This is a genomic window from Parashewanella sp. 2304DJ23-3 (genome assembly GCF_056591695.1).
Genome location: NZ_JBWQOH010000001.1, coordinates 769,455 through 784,159 on the forward strand (window position 1 = coordinate 769,455; position 14,705 = coordinate 784,159).

The following is a 14,705-nucleotide window of genomic DNA, read 5'->3' on the forward strand; positions in this document are numbered from 1 at the left end:
GCAAGTAAAAAAGCTGTCTTAAACATTCTTAATCTAATGGAAATCAGCTGGTTAAGTTATAAAAATTAGCTTTTTATAAGAATATTACTAAATGTAAATTGATGAGAAATAGAATAAAGTTAAATCAAAATTTCGTGAGCAGAGGGAACTGACTTTAATTGAAACTGCAATACAGCTTGTTCCACCATTTGAGCAATATCTGAATGTAGCTCTACCTCAGGTTGCCCCAGAAACAACAAAGCAGCTTGAAAAGCCTTTTGAGGGTTTTTAATATCAATTGGCAAAGCATGATTTTGCTTTGACAGCTTAAAGCCAGCTTTTTCACTCGCTAATGGCAAATGTAGCCAATCAGGTTCATCTTTACCTAAAATATTAAATAAGCTGATTTGACGACAAGTTGCCTCAAGCAAATCATTACCACGCACCACTTCAGTTACTCCTTGAAAATGATCATCAAGCACAACAGCTAACTGATAGGCAAACAAACCATCACTACGTTTAATAATGAAATCTTCTTCAGCAAATATGTGGGGGACATTCACCGAACCTTTTAATTTATCTTCAAACTGATAAACGGGTGAATCATTTAGAACCCGAATGGCACCTTCATTGAACTTTTCTGATAAGTAAAAACAACGTCTATCGTAACTGCCGTCCATTTGCCGTACCATTTTACGAGTACATTTACAGTAGTAAGCCTGATTCTTTAATAAAAGTTGTTCTATTTGTGCTTGATATGCGTCAACTCGGGAGCTCTGATAGAGCACTTCGCCATCCCAAGTTAAACCAAAGGCTTCTAGCGTTCTAAGAATATTCGAAGCCGCACCATCAACTTCTCGAGGTGGGTCGATATCTTCAACTCGAATGAGCCACTGACCATTTTGAGCACGCGCACGCAAATAACTGCCTAAGGCAGCAATCAGAGAACCGAAATGAAGTGAGCCGGAAGGGGATGGTGCAAAACGACCAGTATAAGGTTTTAGCATGGCAAGTGTTGACTAACGAACGGGAGAAACTCCCATTCGTCATGTCGAAAACTGATTATCCAGCCATTTGCTTTTCTTTGATTTCAGCAAGTGTCTTACAGTCAATGCATTGATCAGCTGTTGGACGAGCTTCTAAGCGTCGGATACCAATTTCGATACCACAAGAATCACAGAAACCGAAGTCATCTTCTTCAATTTTTTGAAGCGTTTTTTCAATTTTCTTGATCAGCTTGCGTTCACGATCTCGAGCTCGCAACTCAAGACTGAATTCTTCTTCTTGCGCTGCACGATCTACTGGGTCAGGAAAGTTCGCCGCTTCATCTTGCATATGGTTCAGAGTTCTATCGACCTCTTCACGCAACTGGTTACGCCATGCTTCAAGAATCATCTTGAAGTGACCCAGCTGATCAGCGTTCATGTACTCCTCACCCGGCTTTTCCTGGTATGGATCTACACCAGCAATCGCGAGTACGCCAAGTTTTTTATTGCCTTCAGGCATAACGCATCTCCTGTCTTTTATTGCGTTTAAGGGCGTTTTTAAGAACGGCCGCTATCTATACCAGAACTTTTATACCTAGGCAAATTTTTTAAACATTTGAACTCATGATTTAATAAATTTGCTCAGAAATTATTCATTTTTATAGTTTTAACTTACGCCTGTCTTTAAAAGCCTTTATCGTTCAGTCCCTTTTATCAAGGCCTAACTAATTTGGCCTTCGAGATGGGTTAGCATAACCACAAAGTATAGACCTCAACTCTGAGGTACATCAAACTTTTATAAACATCTACAAACCGAGTGTCTATAAAACCACCGTACACTTATTTTTAATCGTAATCATTTGAGGTGAAATCTCTGCACCGTAAGCAAGAACCTCTACCCCTTTTTCTATCGCCTCCTTTAGCAACTCACTGTACTGAGGATCAATGTGAGTTGCAGGGCTTACCTGCTTAATCCCTGAATGTTGAATAATAAAAAGTAAAACAGCTCTTTTACCTGACTGAGCGACTTCTGCAAGTTCACGTAAGTGCTTTTGTCCTCTAGTGGTAACAGCATCAGGAAAGTACCCCTTGCCATCTTCGAGTAGAGTGCAACTTTTAACTTCTATAAAGCAGTCTGGTTGGTCTGCGGCACTGAGTAAAATATCAATACGACTATTTTCATTGCCGTATTTGACTTCTTTTCGCATGTTAGAGTAGTTAGCCAACTCTTTTATGACACCAGCTTCAATTGCCTCTACGGCTAAATGGTTTGCTTTACCAGTATTAATCCCAATAAGGTGCCCCTCAGGTGTTTCCATTAACTCCCAAGTACGGCTGTATTTTCGTTTGGGATTATCAGAGATAGAAAACCAAACTTTATGCTCAGGAAATTGGCAATTTTTCATTGAGCCCGTATTCGGACAATGAATGGTAACGACCTCTCCATTAGTTAATTCAATATCCGCCAAAAACCGCTTGTACCGTTTGAGTAATTTCCCGCTTTGTAATTTAGGACTAAATTCCATTAATCGTTATCCAAAATTTTTGCCAGACCTTAACACAAATTCTCTTATGGTAAAGAATCGGGTAAACTCCTGAGCCTATTTTAGCTTCTGAGAGCCCCACTCATGACACAAATTATGAACGTATTGCTTAGCCATGACACACCAGCTGCCCATTGGGGCAAAGCAAACCTGTCATTTGAACAACACTCGGCGACGATTCACTTAACGAAGAAAGATAAGCTCCGTCAAGTTCAAGCTGGAGCAAGAAAATTACGTAGCCAAGGTTTAGAGCACGTTGCGTTAAAAGGCGCTAACTGGGATGTAGACGCACAATGGGCTTTCTTTCAAGGGTTTGCTACCGCAAAGGTTGGCTATCACGTTGAATGGACCGGTGAGAGTGCAGTTCAAGAACTGCTAGAGCAAAGACGCATCTCAGCAACATTTGCCAAAGAGCTCGTTAATGCGACCCCTGAGGACCTTTCTCCTGTCGCTTTAGCAGAACAAGCTGGAGATTGGCTGAAACAATTGGGTGGCAGCAACGTATCGCTGAACACGATTAAAGGTGAAGACTTACTTGAACATAAATGGGTGGGAATCCATGCTGTTGGTCGTGGCAGTGAACGCCCACCAGCATTACTCGAAGTCGACTATAACCCGACTGGCGATGTTAATGCTCGTGTAGAAGTTGCACTTGTAGGTAAAGGTATCACGTTTGATTCTGGCGGCTACAGCATCAAAGGCTCTGAAGGTATGCTCGGCATGAAAGCTGACATGGGTGGTGCAGCGACGGTAACAGCAGCGCTAGGGCTTGCAATACAAATGAAGGTGCAAAAGCGCATAAAGTTATTCTTGTGTTGTGCAGAAAACCTTATCAGTGGTCATGCATACAAACTTGGTGATGTATTAACTTATAAAAATGGCACTACCGTTGAAATCGTCAATACAGATGCTGAAGGTCGTTTAGTTTTGGCTGATGGCCTGCAAGCGGCTTCTGAAACTGGTGCGCCTCTTATCATTAATGCCGCTACGTTAACAGGTGCAGCATATATGGCTGTTGGTACTCATTATAATGCGATTTTTTCGCCACAAGACGAAATGATCACCCTTGCTAAACAAAAGTCTTCAAGTGTTGCTGAGCATGTTTGGCCATTACCATTAGCTGAATGGCATAAAGATATGTGCCCTTCTCCTTACGCTGATACTGCAAACAGTCGAGCGATGAAAGGCGGTGGTGCTGGCGGCGCTTCGAATGCTGCTGCGTTCCTGTGGCGCTTTGTGCGGAACGATGCAAACTGGCTTCATTTTGATTTAGCATCAGCATTTGCTGATAACGACACAGCACTATGGGCTGCTGGCGGCACCGCTCACGGTGTTTTGACCATAGCAGAATTAATCAAGTAACCCTTTGCTTTGATTCAGCGTTATTTCTTTGTTAACGCTGAATCAATATAAGTTCACGCCCCAGAGTGACTTTGATATCCTTAATATCTAACTTCTAATAGATAAAATCAATTATCCTACTGGTACGGTTCATTTTGATTGGAATAATCTGACCATGGACTAACCAGAAGACACCTTAGTTCACTGTCTCCAAAAATTGACCACTACACTAGCCGGTAATATCGATACCTTTTAATTCTCAATATGTAACTCTCGAACTACCTAATATTAAGAGAGCTATGACGACATATCGATAATGACTTAACACTCAAAGTCTTCAAAGTCAGCATAGGAACTACTCCTCTCCTAGCTCTTATAACTACAAAATTAGAGTTATAAATATAAAACATTTCTCATGTGAACAAATTATAGTTATTAGTAGCAATAAACTTTTAGAATAAAAATTCTTAAAGTATTTCTCAATTTGATCATCAATGACTTTAATGAAAAATAATCATTCCATACAAGTTCCAAAGGAAATTGTATTTGATTTTGATCGAAAGCTTAACTCGATTAACTCGAAGGAATCGTTTAAATTTTCTGGATATCTTGTTACAACGACAGGAACTGAATGTGTAGTAAGCTCTTTTCACCTTTATATTGACGAAGAGGAAGTATGCTTTGTAAGTACTAAAAACAAAGAGTACTCTAAGACTTACAAATTCAACAAAGAATCGGAAGATTCGATTGTTTTATGCCTAGATAACTCCCCTTCGACATGCTTCCGACCAAAACAATGTGTCGAGTCATTTTTTTCAGAAAGAATAAGACGACGACGTCTTTGGCTTGAATGCGGTATTTTAGAGTCAAGTTACATCAACATCTCAACTGAAGACGTCAAGACTCCTCTTGAAATTGACTCAGTGAAAAAAGCTCCAAGGGGTCACACAGCCGCAAGTAAAGCTCAATGGTATCAAATCGGAAAAAGCAGAGTTACGGCTCTTCGCCCACCTCTCACACTCATCTTAGATTTAAGTCAAGTGATGAGTTCTAAAACAGATGAAACATCAAACTCAAGCTTCACTGCTGTTCACCCTTTCTTAGAGCAATCGAGCAATACTCTCGTTAATTTAAAATATGATCCGAATTATTTAAAAGCAATGTCAACATTCGTCAGGTTAGGGCACAACTTATTAATCTTTGGCAATGAGTGCTCTTTTGAAACACTGTATCAATTATTTATAGAATTCGGGATTCCAATATGCCCAGAACACTATCGAACAACAAGTAAAAAAAAACTCAGCCTTTCATCATTATTCCCTGCGTTTAATCTAGTAACGCATTGTTATCATGACCATATGCTCATATCATCAAATTGTGCCGTTGATGATTCGCACATCTTTCACGATGATGTTATTGATCCTGACTTTCTCAAGTTACTGTCCGAATCTTATGTTTACGCTCTTAAAATGGGAGAAGAGCGTCCAATCTTACCGCACAACCCTACAAGCTGGTTAGCACACGCTCACAGCCAAACCCCCTTCAGCCCTGAACTATTCTTATGTGTCACGCTCAAAGATTTAATTATCTTCTCAGTTCCTAACGCAAGTAAGACTTTGAAACGTCAGCGAGAAAAAAACACTCTTGGCAATGAATACTTTTATGACTCTAATGCAGTTTTGCAGCTAAGATGCTTTGTTCGTAATGGGAATCAATTGCTGGTTTGCAATGATTTAGGTGGAGATATTAACCGATTTGAACCCATTCTTAAGAGCTTAACCAATACTAGTGCTAAATACCTTGATATAGACTTTGAAAAGAATACGAGTGATCTTTCTGCGGAAGAATATACATTTGAAAAAATTTTGAATGTCGTTGCACCTAGACCAGAATTTTTACTTATCCATAATTTTTGCCTTTCCAAGATAAAGGGATTACAACATTTCAATTTACCTTCAGACAAACCGTTTCCTATCTTCACCTCAAAAAAACAACCCGAGAAAATTGATCTTGAATTTGAAGAGCTGACAAAAAAATACACACCGAAAGATAAACAAGAGTGGCTACAACGAGCACGATCAGATATCAATGAAGAAAAGGAAAAACAACTTGTCGGTGTTTTTGACCTCGACTATACCTTGGTCTCTTATAACAAAAAAATCGACCGATTTGTAAAGCCCATGATATTCACAGAAGAAAGTAGTGGCTCCAATTTTACATGGTTTTATGATCCTAAGGCACTTGAAAGTATTCACCAATTTCAAAAAAACGGTCACAGAGTAGTTATCATGACATTAGGCGGCTACTCATCAGAATTGGTTTGGCGATTACTTCAAGTTTATAATATCAGTATGCCAGAGATCGACTTTCATAACGCACAAGATATTAGTGATGGAAATAAAGCTTGTCACTTAGATAAACAGGTCTACGCACACAGAGCTATGTTGTTTGACGACCTCATCGAAAATCAGACCAATATTGCATTTTTTACACAAGTTTTCTGCTCTAAGCCATTCTTCGACTTTAGGCTACCTAAAACTCGAGAGCGACCTGACTCAACTGAAATATTGCCATCAGGTCCACAACAGGCGGTCAGAGATAACGCTGCATCTGAATTAGTTTACCCATCATTAAAAAGCTAAAGTTATCGTTCTCTTAATCCTAGCCAAGGAAATCTGTCCTTTTCATCTAAATATTGTAAATAACAATTTTTAAGAAGTTTCTTCTGTTTAGCATTTCTATATATCGCTAAGTTCACTCGCATATCGGAATATTCGGTTAGCGTTCCATTTATTCCTTCCCAATCAGAAGCATTTAACTCTGAAGCCGAAGCCAAGCAATGACAGTGCTGGCTGATGAGCAATTCTTTAAAAATGTTCTGTTCAACAAAAGTATTGTTTACAACAAGCAAGTTATGTCCATTTTTAGCAAAAGCTATGAGCTCCTTAGAAACGGATTCATCTAAGTACGCTTTTTTACCATGAAGACCATGAACGGGTGTTAAATTTCGGCTTTTATCATTTTTCTCATAAAAAAGAATATCTCTAGTAAATAAAATCAAAGTTAACGTCGGTTGATATGCTTTTTTAGGCCCATTAGCTTGTGCTAACCAGGATTGACGATTGCTTGGATAAATCAGCTCATCACTTAATTGCTCTAAGCTTGACTCGCATAAAGCATTAATTGGGAAAAACTCCCCTGTTGATACTAAAGATAAATAGTTTGTTACTGGTTGCCGGAATTCAGCCGTTAGCAATAAGCATTGGCTATCAAGTGAGTTTGTTTCAATGTAATCATCTAGCTCTTTTACGTTATGATAGTTGTCTCTATGCAAATCCACTCTATGATCAAAAAGCAAACGATATACGGGTCGATAGCTACTTTTTTCTTTAGTTACAAATATAACTTTATGTCCCAATCTCTGTAGTTGCGAAATAATTTTCAATGCACTGCTGTCTACATAGTGTTCTCGCTTTTGTTTGCTATGATCTTCGTACCAATAAGAAGAAGACATTCTTTTAAATGGGCGCTTAAACTGAAGAACGCCCCCCTCTAGATGCACAATCAATGTCAATTGAGGGTTACTTTCTGACACTCTCATTTGTGCCTTTTCGAGCCACGACGTTAGCTTTAAAGATAAAAAATTAAAAGAATCATTATTCTCCTGCACTAAACAAAAATGTGCTTTAGATGGTTTGTTTTCTTTTAAGTCATCAAAGAGTAGTGACCATTCGGCGTAAGGTTGCTCGTCTAAGTAAACGCCCTTATTAACCCTGAGCATATCAAATTTGTTATGATAGTTATCCACTGAGAGTGTTATATTTTCATTTTGAAAAACGCAGCAAACATGCTCAGGGTAATAAGTGGCTGTGGTCATAACAATGATATTATGACCTCTGTCTTGGATGCCTTTCACAATGTTCATAGCAATTGGATCATAAAAAAGTGAACTATCGTTAATTCCTTCTGGTGGGTCCACACGAACAACAAACCGCCCTTTCTCTTTGTTAATGTGAACAATAGTATCGTCAAGATCGAGGACTAAAAATAAAGGGGGATTTGAATGAGAAGCGGGATACCGAGCACGATGAAACCACTCATCTCTACTTTTAGGTGGTTCAATACCATTATAAAAATCTGGCATTTGATATAGCTTACGTCTTGGAGTAAAACCACAACTTCCAATAGCAGGGAACCGCTCCCCTTTTCTTATATGTTTACAATTAACGCCTTCTATCTTGATTTGAGTGCAAGAGTGCAGAAATAGAATGCAAGAACTGTGTTCAAAATTAGCCAATTCAGACAAAACAACATCTTTAATTGGATCATTTTCTTTAATATCTATGAAGTGCTTAAAAGGTATTACACGGGATAAACCACCAAATATTTTCTTTCGGATTTCATCATTAGAAAAAGCGGTATTATTCAAAAGAATAATTTGATGACCTTTAAGGGCAAACTGAATCAATTCATACTTTACGATTGAATCATAACTAAATATTTTTTTATTTTTTCCACTCCTTACTTCTACTCGTCTTGAATCTTTATTGCTCTCTCCTTCTCTACAAACAAGAACATCTTGAACCGTTAAAATAAGTTTTAGTTGATAATTTGGTTTTTTTTCATGTTTTGCAATCGCTAACCATGCATCACTGTTATTGGGTACGATTGTACGAGTTATTGTACTTACTGCCCCCATATCTTCGTAACAACTTGCCTTATGGTTTAAACGTTGAAATTTTTCAACGTCATCCAAATAATATGTTCTTAATGGGGCTGTTTCCCCTGTCCCAGTGAGAAATAAGCATTGATTGCTCCAATTCGGCCTAGCATCAACACAACACCATGGTTGTTTCAGTGTCTTATTCTCAAGTTCTTTTTTATCTACAAAACAATCAACTACGAGTTCAAGTTCGCACTCGTAAAACAAGCTAAATAATGCTTCGTAGTCGTAATTATTTTTATGAATCACGACTATCTCATGCCCTAACTTTTGGGCAGTTGATAAATCATGTAATAATCCTTTATTTACGAAATAATGCACTTCTTTTGTTTGCTCTAATGCATACTTGAAAAGGCAATTAATTTGCCCATTTACAACCTTGCTTACTATCACCCCTTCTAACTCAATCAACAGTATTAATTTAGGATTTGCCTCGGATACAGGACTAAAAAATCGCATTCCCCATTGCTCTCGGCTCAACGGGTAAGAAACTCGAGAATCAAAAAAAGTGGGGATTGGGCTATCCTTAGATTCTCTATTAGAGAGCTGGTGCGAAATTTCAGTAGGGTTATCATCACTCTTTGCTACGATTTCGGTATTGATAGCGCTAATGTTTACGGTGCTATCTGTCGAATTGACTGAAAGTTTGTTTGATGCCACAACATGCGGTGAATTTGCATTTAATGCTGTTCTGTTGCTTGCTTGTCCACTTGAAAATTTGTTGGAAATAAAATGCGCTAGCGCCGTTGCATCGACAGCTGATGACGATGAAGGTGAAAAAAAATAAGTGAGACTCCTGTGCATGACTTGAGCTTGCACATTACCTCCAACTTTAATTGAAGTATGAAAAACTGCTGTGGCATCCCCCCTTTTAACTTGTATGTCTATCGAGCTTGGTTTCCCTTTTTTTGCAGCTTTCACTAGCCAATTAAGATTCCAATTGGTTTGCTCGGTTATCTCAAGGCCATTACGATCAATCTTAATCACAAGCAGGTCAACTTCTATTTCACTACACCAAGATTGCAATAACTTAAAGTCTTCTAAAACATGATTCCACCCATTTATATGACGAATATAAATAACAAATTATGTATCTACATCTATACTCAACACCTTCGTATGCTTTATTCCGTTTTCATTGACCTATGATAGACTCATCTCTGCTGATAACTAACTCAATTACAAACATTGCAAAACCTACCTATTACTGAGCTATTCCCTAATTTGCGCAAACTATTAAAGTCGCATTCTCAAATTATTATTCAAGCTCCAACTGGATCTGGAAAATCAACAGCACTCCCAGCAGAAATGCTTAACTGGTCTGAGTTAGAAGGAAAAATTCTAATGCTGGAACCCAGAAGAGTCGCTACACGTTCCATTGCTCAATTCGTAGCGAAGCAGCGAAACAGTATAGTTGGAGAGGAAATTGGCTATCGTGTACGTGGTGAAAGTAGGGTAAGTAAAAATACCCGTCTTGAAATCGTAACTGAAGGTATTCTCACCCGCATGATTCAGGCCGACCCAGAACTATCTGGCATTGGTACGATTATTTTCGATGAAGTTCACGAAAGACATTTAACTACCGATTTAGGTTTGGCACTCGCACTAGAAACTCAATTAGGCTTCAGAGAAGATCTCAACATTATCTTGATGTCAGCTACTTTAGATAAAGCTTCTGTGTCTAATATTTTACCTGATGCAATTGAATTGCAGAGTGAAGGCCGTGCTTATCCTGTATCTATTCAATACCATGCAGCAAGAGATAATAAGCAGTATATTTCGACCATGCGAAGTTGTATCTCCGATGTTATCAATGATGATAATCTTGTAGGCGATGTCCTTGCTTTCCTTCCAGGAAAAGCTGAAATAGTTCGACTGCAGAATGAACTTGCCAATTATTTACCTAAAGAGTGTATTTGTACGCCTTTATACGGCAGCCTCTCTAGTGCAGAGCAAGACAAAGCGCTCAAGCCAATATCAGATAAACGAAAAATTATCTTAGCGACCAACATTGCAGAATCCAGTTTAACCATTGATGGCGTTAGAATTGTCATTGACTCTGGAATCAAGAAGCTCGCAAGTTACAACCCCAAAACGGGTATAACACGTTTAACTACTCAAAACATCAGTCAAGCATCTGCAACTCAAAGAGCCGGGCGTGCAGGCCGTCAGGCTGAAGGTCACTGCATTCGTATTTGGCGAAAAGAAGATCACGAGCGCAGAAATAAATTCGATGCGCCTGAAATCACGCAAGCAGAGCTTGTGGACTTTGCACTAAACAGTGCCATGTGGGGAGCTAAGTCAATCAACGAATTGCCACTTCTCACAGATGCCCCTTTAGCCAATGAACAAACTGCTTGGACACTATTAGAGCAACTCGAATACATAGATGAAAACCGTAAGTTAACGCCGCTTGGAGCTCAGGCTTACCAGATTGGTGCAACACCTCGCATTGCACATATGCTGCTTAAAGCGCAAAAACAGTTGTCTGAAAAAAACCTTGCTTTAGCTTGTTGCCTTGCTGCTATTGTAGAAAGCCATAACCTTCCAAGGAAAGGTTGTGACATTCATAACTATTTAGCTTTAGCACTACAAGGGCCATATAAACAACCAACCGAGCGTTTTGCCAAGTTAACTCACTGCACTTTTGATTTATCGAAAGTGACAAAGCAAGCACATTGGCAAGATATTGGCCTACTGCTCGCACTTGCTTTCCCTGATCGAATTGCACAAAAACGTTCAAGTGGCAGTTACTTGCTAGCAAACGGTACAGGGGTAGAATTACCTCTTGAAGACCCCCTCAACGCTTGTGAATACATTGTCATAGCAGACCTACAAGAAAGCCAGTACTCAAATAACGCTAACGTTTTTTTAGCATCACAATTAGACCCAAGGTTATTCGAAGAGCAGCTCGCCTTCTTAGCTTCAACACATGCCGTTGCAGACTGGGATAGTCAAAATGAAAGGTTTAAAGCAGAGCAGCAAAGGCGACTGGGTTCCATTGTATTGTCACGCAAAAAAATAGCCCAGCCTGATGCAAGTCTGGTGACTAACGCTTTATTAGGACAAATATCTAAGCAAGGGCTGAATATTTTAAACTGGAACCACAACGCTCAACAAATTCAATTAAAAGTCGCTATAGCTAACCAATACAATACCCAATACGATTGGCCTAACTATTCTCATAGCGCTTTATTGGAGAACATTGATACTTGGCTTTCACCCTATCTTGTTGACATAAACAGCCTAAAACAGCTTCGACAGCTAGATATTTCTGATATCCTCAGAAGTAACTTGTCATGGGAGCAACAACAATGGTTAGATTCCGAATTACCTGACAAGTGGTTAATGGCAACAGGAACTAAAGCACCTATCCGTTACACTGAAGATGGTCGTGCCTTAATCAGTGTTCGTTTACAAGAAGCCCTAGGTATGACACAAAGCCCTAAGTTGGCGCAGAATAATATTAATGTGACAATGGAGTTACTCTCACCAGCAAGACGCCCTATTGCAACAACGGCCGATCTTGCCAGTTTTTGGAGTGGTCCTTATCACGAATTAAAAAAAGAAATGCGTGGTCGTTACCCAAAACATTTGTGGCCGGATAACCCACTCGATACAGAAGCTACAAAGTTTACAAAGAAAAAAGCAGGACTCTAAATGGCGCCCAGAAAGGCTACAAAAAGTAATACAGCAAAGAAAAAGCCCTCAAAAAAGAAGCCAACTTCTCCGAGCTTTTTAAAACGTCTATGGTCCATCACTTGGAAAGTCGCTCTCATTGGGATCGTAGCAGTCTCATGCTATGCCATCTATTTAGATCAGACCATTGCTCGAAAATTTGAAGGGCAGAAATGGCACTTACCTGCACAAATTTACGGGCGTTCATTGGCCTTGTACCCTGGTGCGGCAGTCAATCATCCACAATTAATTTCTGAATTAAAACTCCTTGGCTACCGTAAAGTAACTCACCCTAAACAAGTGGGAGAATTTTCTGCTTCAAGTACCAAAGTCGATATTTGGCGACGCGCTTTTCAGCACCCAGAGGGCAGCCAGAATGAACAGCGAGCTGTTGTGTATTTCGATGACCAAGGCGTAAACAAAGTCGTGCGACCAGACGGTCGTCAAATGGGTATTTTTTATCTTGAGCCAATTCTATTAGACCGAATCATAACAACGGATGGTCAAGACAGAATCTTTGTTCCTACTAATGATATGCCGCCTTTAATCGTCAAAGGGCTTTTACAGACCGAAGACCGTAATTTCTATGAACACTATGGTGTAAGCCCACTGGCAATTTTACGTGCCTTATTTGTCAATATCAGCGCAGGTAGAACTGTTCAAGGTGGATCGACTCTGACCCAACAACTCGCTAAGAACTTCTTTCTAAGTAGCGAGCGTTCACTGATTCGTAAGGCTCGAGAGGCCTTAATGGCAATCATTATTGACTATCGCTACACCAAGGCTGAAATCCTCGAAGCGTATTTAAATGAAGTATACATGGGGCAGGATAAAGCTCGCTCAGTGCATGGAATGGGGTTAGCATCTCAATTCTATTTTGGCCGTCCAATTAAAGAGCTTTCAATCCCACAGCAAGCCTTCTTAGTGGGAGTGATTAAAGGGCCTTCATATTATAACCCTTGGCGTAATGTTAAACGTGCAACCGAACGCCGTGATCTTGTACTTAGACTATTGATGGACTCTGGTGACTTAAGTGTTCGTCAATATAAAATTGCCGTTAATTCACCATTAGATTTACGAACCAAACAGCGCTCGATTCATCAAAAATTACCAGCCTTTTTTGACTTAGTAAAGCAAGAGCTCGCTGACCGATATGGGCCTGAGCTACTCAAACAATCAGGCATAAAAGTTTATACAACTTTAGATCCACTCGCCCAAAAAGCCGCAGAAAAAGCCGTTACTTCAACCTTCAAATGGCTAGGAAAAAAGCGACCTAAGCTTCAAGTCGGAATGGTGGTAACTGATAAGTACTCAGGCGGGATTGCTGCGGTCGTTGGAGATAGAAATCCGAGTTATAAAGGATACAACCGAGCTGTTGATATTCGTCGCTCGATAGGCTCTTTGGTGAAACCCTTTGTTTATGCAACCGCTCTAGATAAACCAAAACGCTATTCTTTAGCTACGCCTTTGGCTGATAAACCTATCACGCTTAAAAATGGTAAGGGCAAGACTTGGTCACCACAAAACGTCGATAAGAAGTTCTTGGGTGAAGTGCCATTACTGACGGCATTTAAAAAGTCTCGAAATGTGCCAACGGTAAATTTGGGGATGGCATTGGGTGTCAATAATGTCATTGATACTCTGATCGACGCTGGGTGGAAAGAACATATACCGAGCTACCCTTCTGTGCTTCTTGGCGCACTGAATGGCTCACCGTTAATGGTCGCACAAGTATTTCACACCATTGCCGACAATGGCCGATATCGACCACTCTATGCTGTTACTCATGTATTGAACAATGATAACAAGGTGATTGAAACCTATAAGCCAGAGTCTTATCAAGCCCTTTCACCTGCAACTGATTATCTTGTGAAGTACGCCATGACCCAAGTGGTGAAATCAGGTACCGCAGCCAAATTAGGTGAAACCTACCCTAATGTGAACCTTGCAGGTAAAACAGGGACAAGTAACAACAATCGTGACTCATGGTTTGCTGGCTTTGATGAAAGAAATGTCGCAGCCATCTGGGTAGGTCGTGATGATAATAGTCGAACAGGATTGTATGGAAGTAGTGGCGCTATGGCGATTTACCGTAACTTTCTGAGAAATAGAGCACCTGTGAGTTTAAGGCTGGCACCTGTCAGAGGGGTTACACAAGGTTACTTTGATAAGGACACCGGTGCAGCAAAGCAGGCTGATTGCAGCAATGTTATTGCACTACCCAGTAACGCCGAAAGTTATAAACCAGCAGCAAGTTGCGGCAATCCGAAATCTTGGTGGCAAAAAGTATTTTAGGCTTACCTAGGCTGGTCTCACCTTATTCATGAGGCTAGCCTATCAACGACACCTTCTATTCATTAAAATTTCTGTCTCATAATTTTTGTTTACATTTTTCATGACTCACTCTTTTCATTAAGCTTTCTCGGTAAATCACAGTTTACCTAAAGTTACAAG

9 protein-coding genes are annotated in these 14,705 nt (G+C 39.8%); 5 read left to right on the forward strand and 4 right to left on the reverse strand.

From position 1 onward, the window contains the following. Positions 1–119: 119 nt before the first annotated feature. The 3 genes from gluQRS to sfsA all read right to left on the reverse strand — a co-directional run bounded on the left by gluQRS (position 120) and on the right by sfsA (position 2,491). Entirely contained in the window at positions 120–986 is an 867-nt protein-coding gene (gene gluQRS / locus AC1EU2_RS03445) for a tRNA glutamyl-Q(34) synthetase GluQRS (protein ID WP_480296586.1), read from the reverse strand. Positions 987–1,041: 55 nt separating this feature from the next. Next, positions 1,042–1,485, reverse strand: coding sequence for an RNA polymerase-binding protein DksA (gene dksA, locus AC1EU2_RS03450; protein ID WP_129948291.1), 444 nt, complete (start codon positions 1,483–1,485; stop codon positions 1,042–1,044). A gap of 301 nt (positions 1,486–1,786) precedes the next feature. Continuing rightward, positions 1,787–2,491: a DNA/RNA nuclease SfsA gene (sfsA, locus tag AC1EU2_RS03455; protein ID WP_480296587.1), complete on the reverse strand. Its 705-nt coding sequence runs from the start codon at positions 2,489–2,491 to the stop codon at positions 1,787–1,789. A 102-nt stretch (positions 2,492–2,593) separates the two neighbouring features. Between sfsA and pepB the strand changes: the two genes are divergently transcribed. Both pepB and AC1EU2_RS03465 read left to right on the forward strand, forming a co-directional pair. Then, a complete protein-coding gene (pepB, locus tag AC1EU2_RS03460; protein WP_480296588.1) occupies positions 2,594–3,871 on the forward strand; it encodes an aminopeptidase PepB in 1,278 nt (425 codons plus the stop codon). 482 nt (positions 3,872–4,353) lie between these two features. Beyond that, entirely contained in the window at positions 4,354–6,492 is a 2,139-nt protein-coding gene (locus AC1EU2_RS03465; RefSeq protein ID WP_480296589.1) for an HAD family hydrolase, read from the forward strand. Between the two features lie 2 nt (positions 6,493–6,494). On the opposite strand, the gene AC1EU2_RS03470 is transcribed toward AC1EU2_RS03465, so the two are convergent. After that, on the reverse strand, positions 6,495–8,984 hold the full coding sequence (locus AC1EU2_RS03470; RefSeq protein WP_480296590.1) for a hypothetical protein: 2,490 nt from the start codon (positions 8,982–8,984) through the stop codon (positions 6,495–6,497). A 199-nt stretch (positions 8,985–9,183) separates the two neighbouring features. On the opposite strand from AC1EU2_RS03470, the gene AC1EU2_RS03475 reads away from it, so the two are divergent. The 3 genes from AC1EU2_RS03475 to mrcB all read left to right on the forward strand — a co-directional run bounded on the left by AC1EU2_RS03475 (position 9,184) and on the right by mrcB (position 14,546). After that, entirely contained in the window at positions 9,184–9,360 is a 177-nt protein-coding gene (locus AC1EU2_RS03475; protein WP_480296591.1) for a hypothetical protein, read from the forward strand. A 401-nt stretch (positions 9,361–9,761) separates the two neighbouring features. Then, positions 9,762–12,233 (forward strand): ATP-dependent helicase HrpB, encoded by a 2,472-nt coding sequence (hrpB, locus tag AC1EU2_RS03480; protein WP_480296592.1) that lies wholly within the window; start codon positions 9,762–9,764, stop codon positions 12,231–12,233. Beyond that, on the forward strand, positions 12,234–14,546 hold the full coding sequence (gene mrcB, locus AC1EU2_RS03485) for a penicillin-binding protein 1B (protein WP_480296593.1): 2,313 nt from the start codon (positions 12,234–12,236) through the stop codon (positions 14,544–14,546). It abuts the gene before it with no gap. Positions 14,547–14,705: the final 159 nt, after the last annotated feature.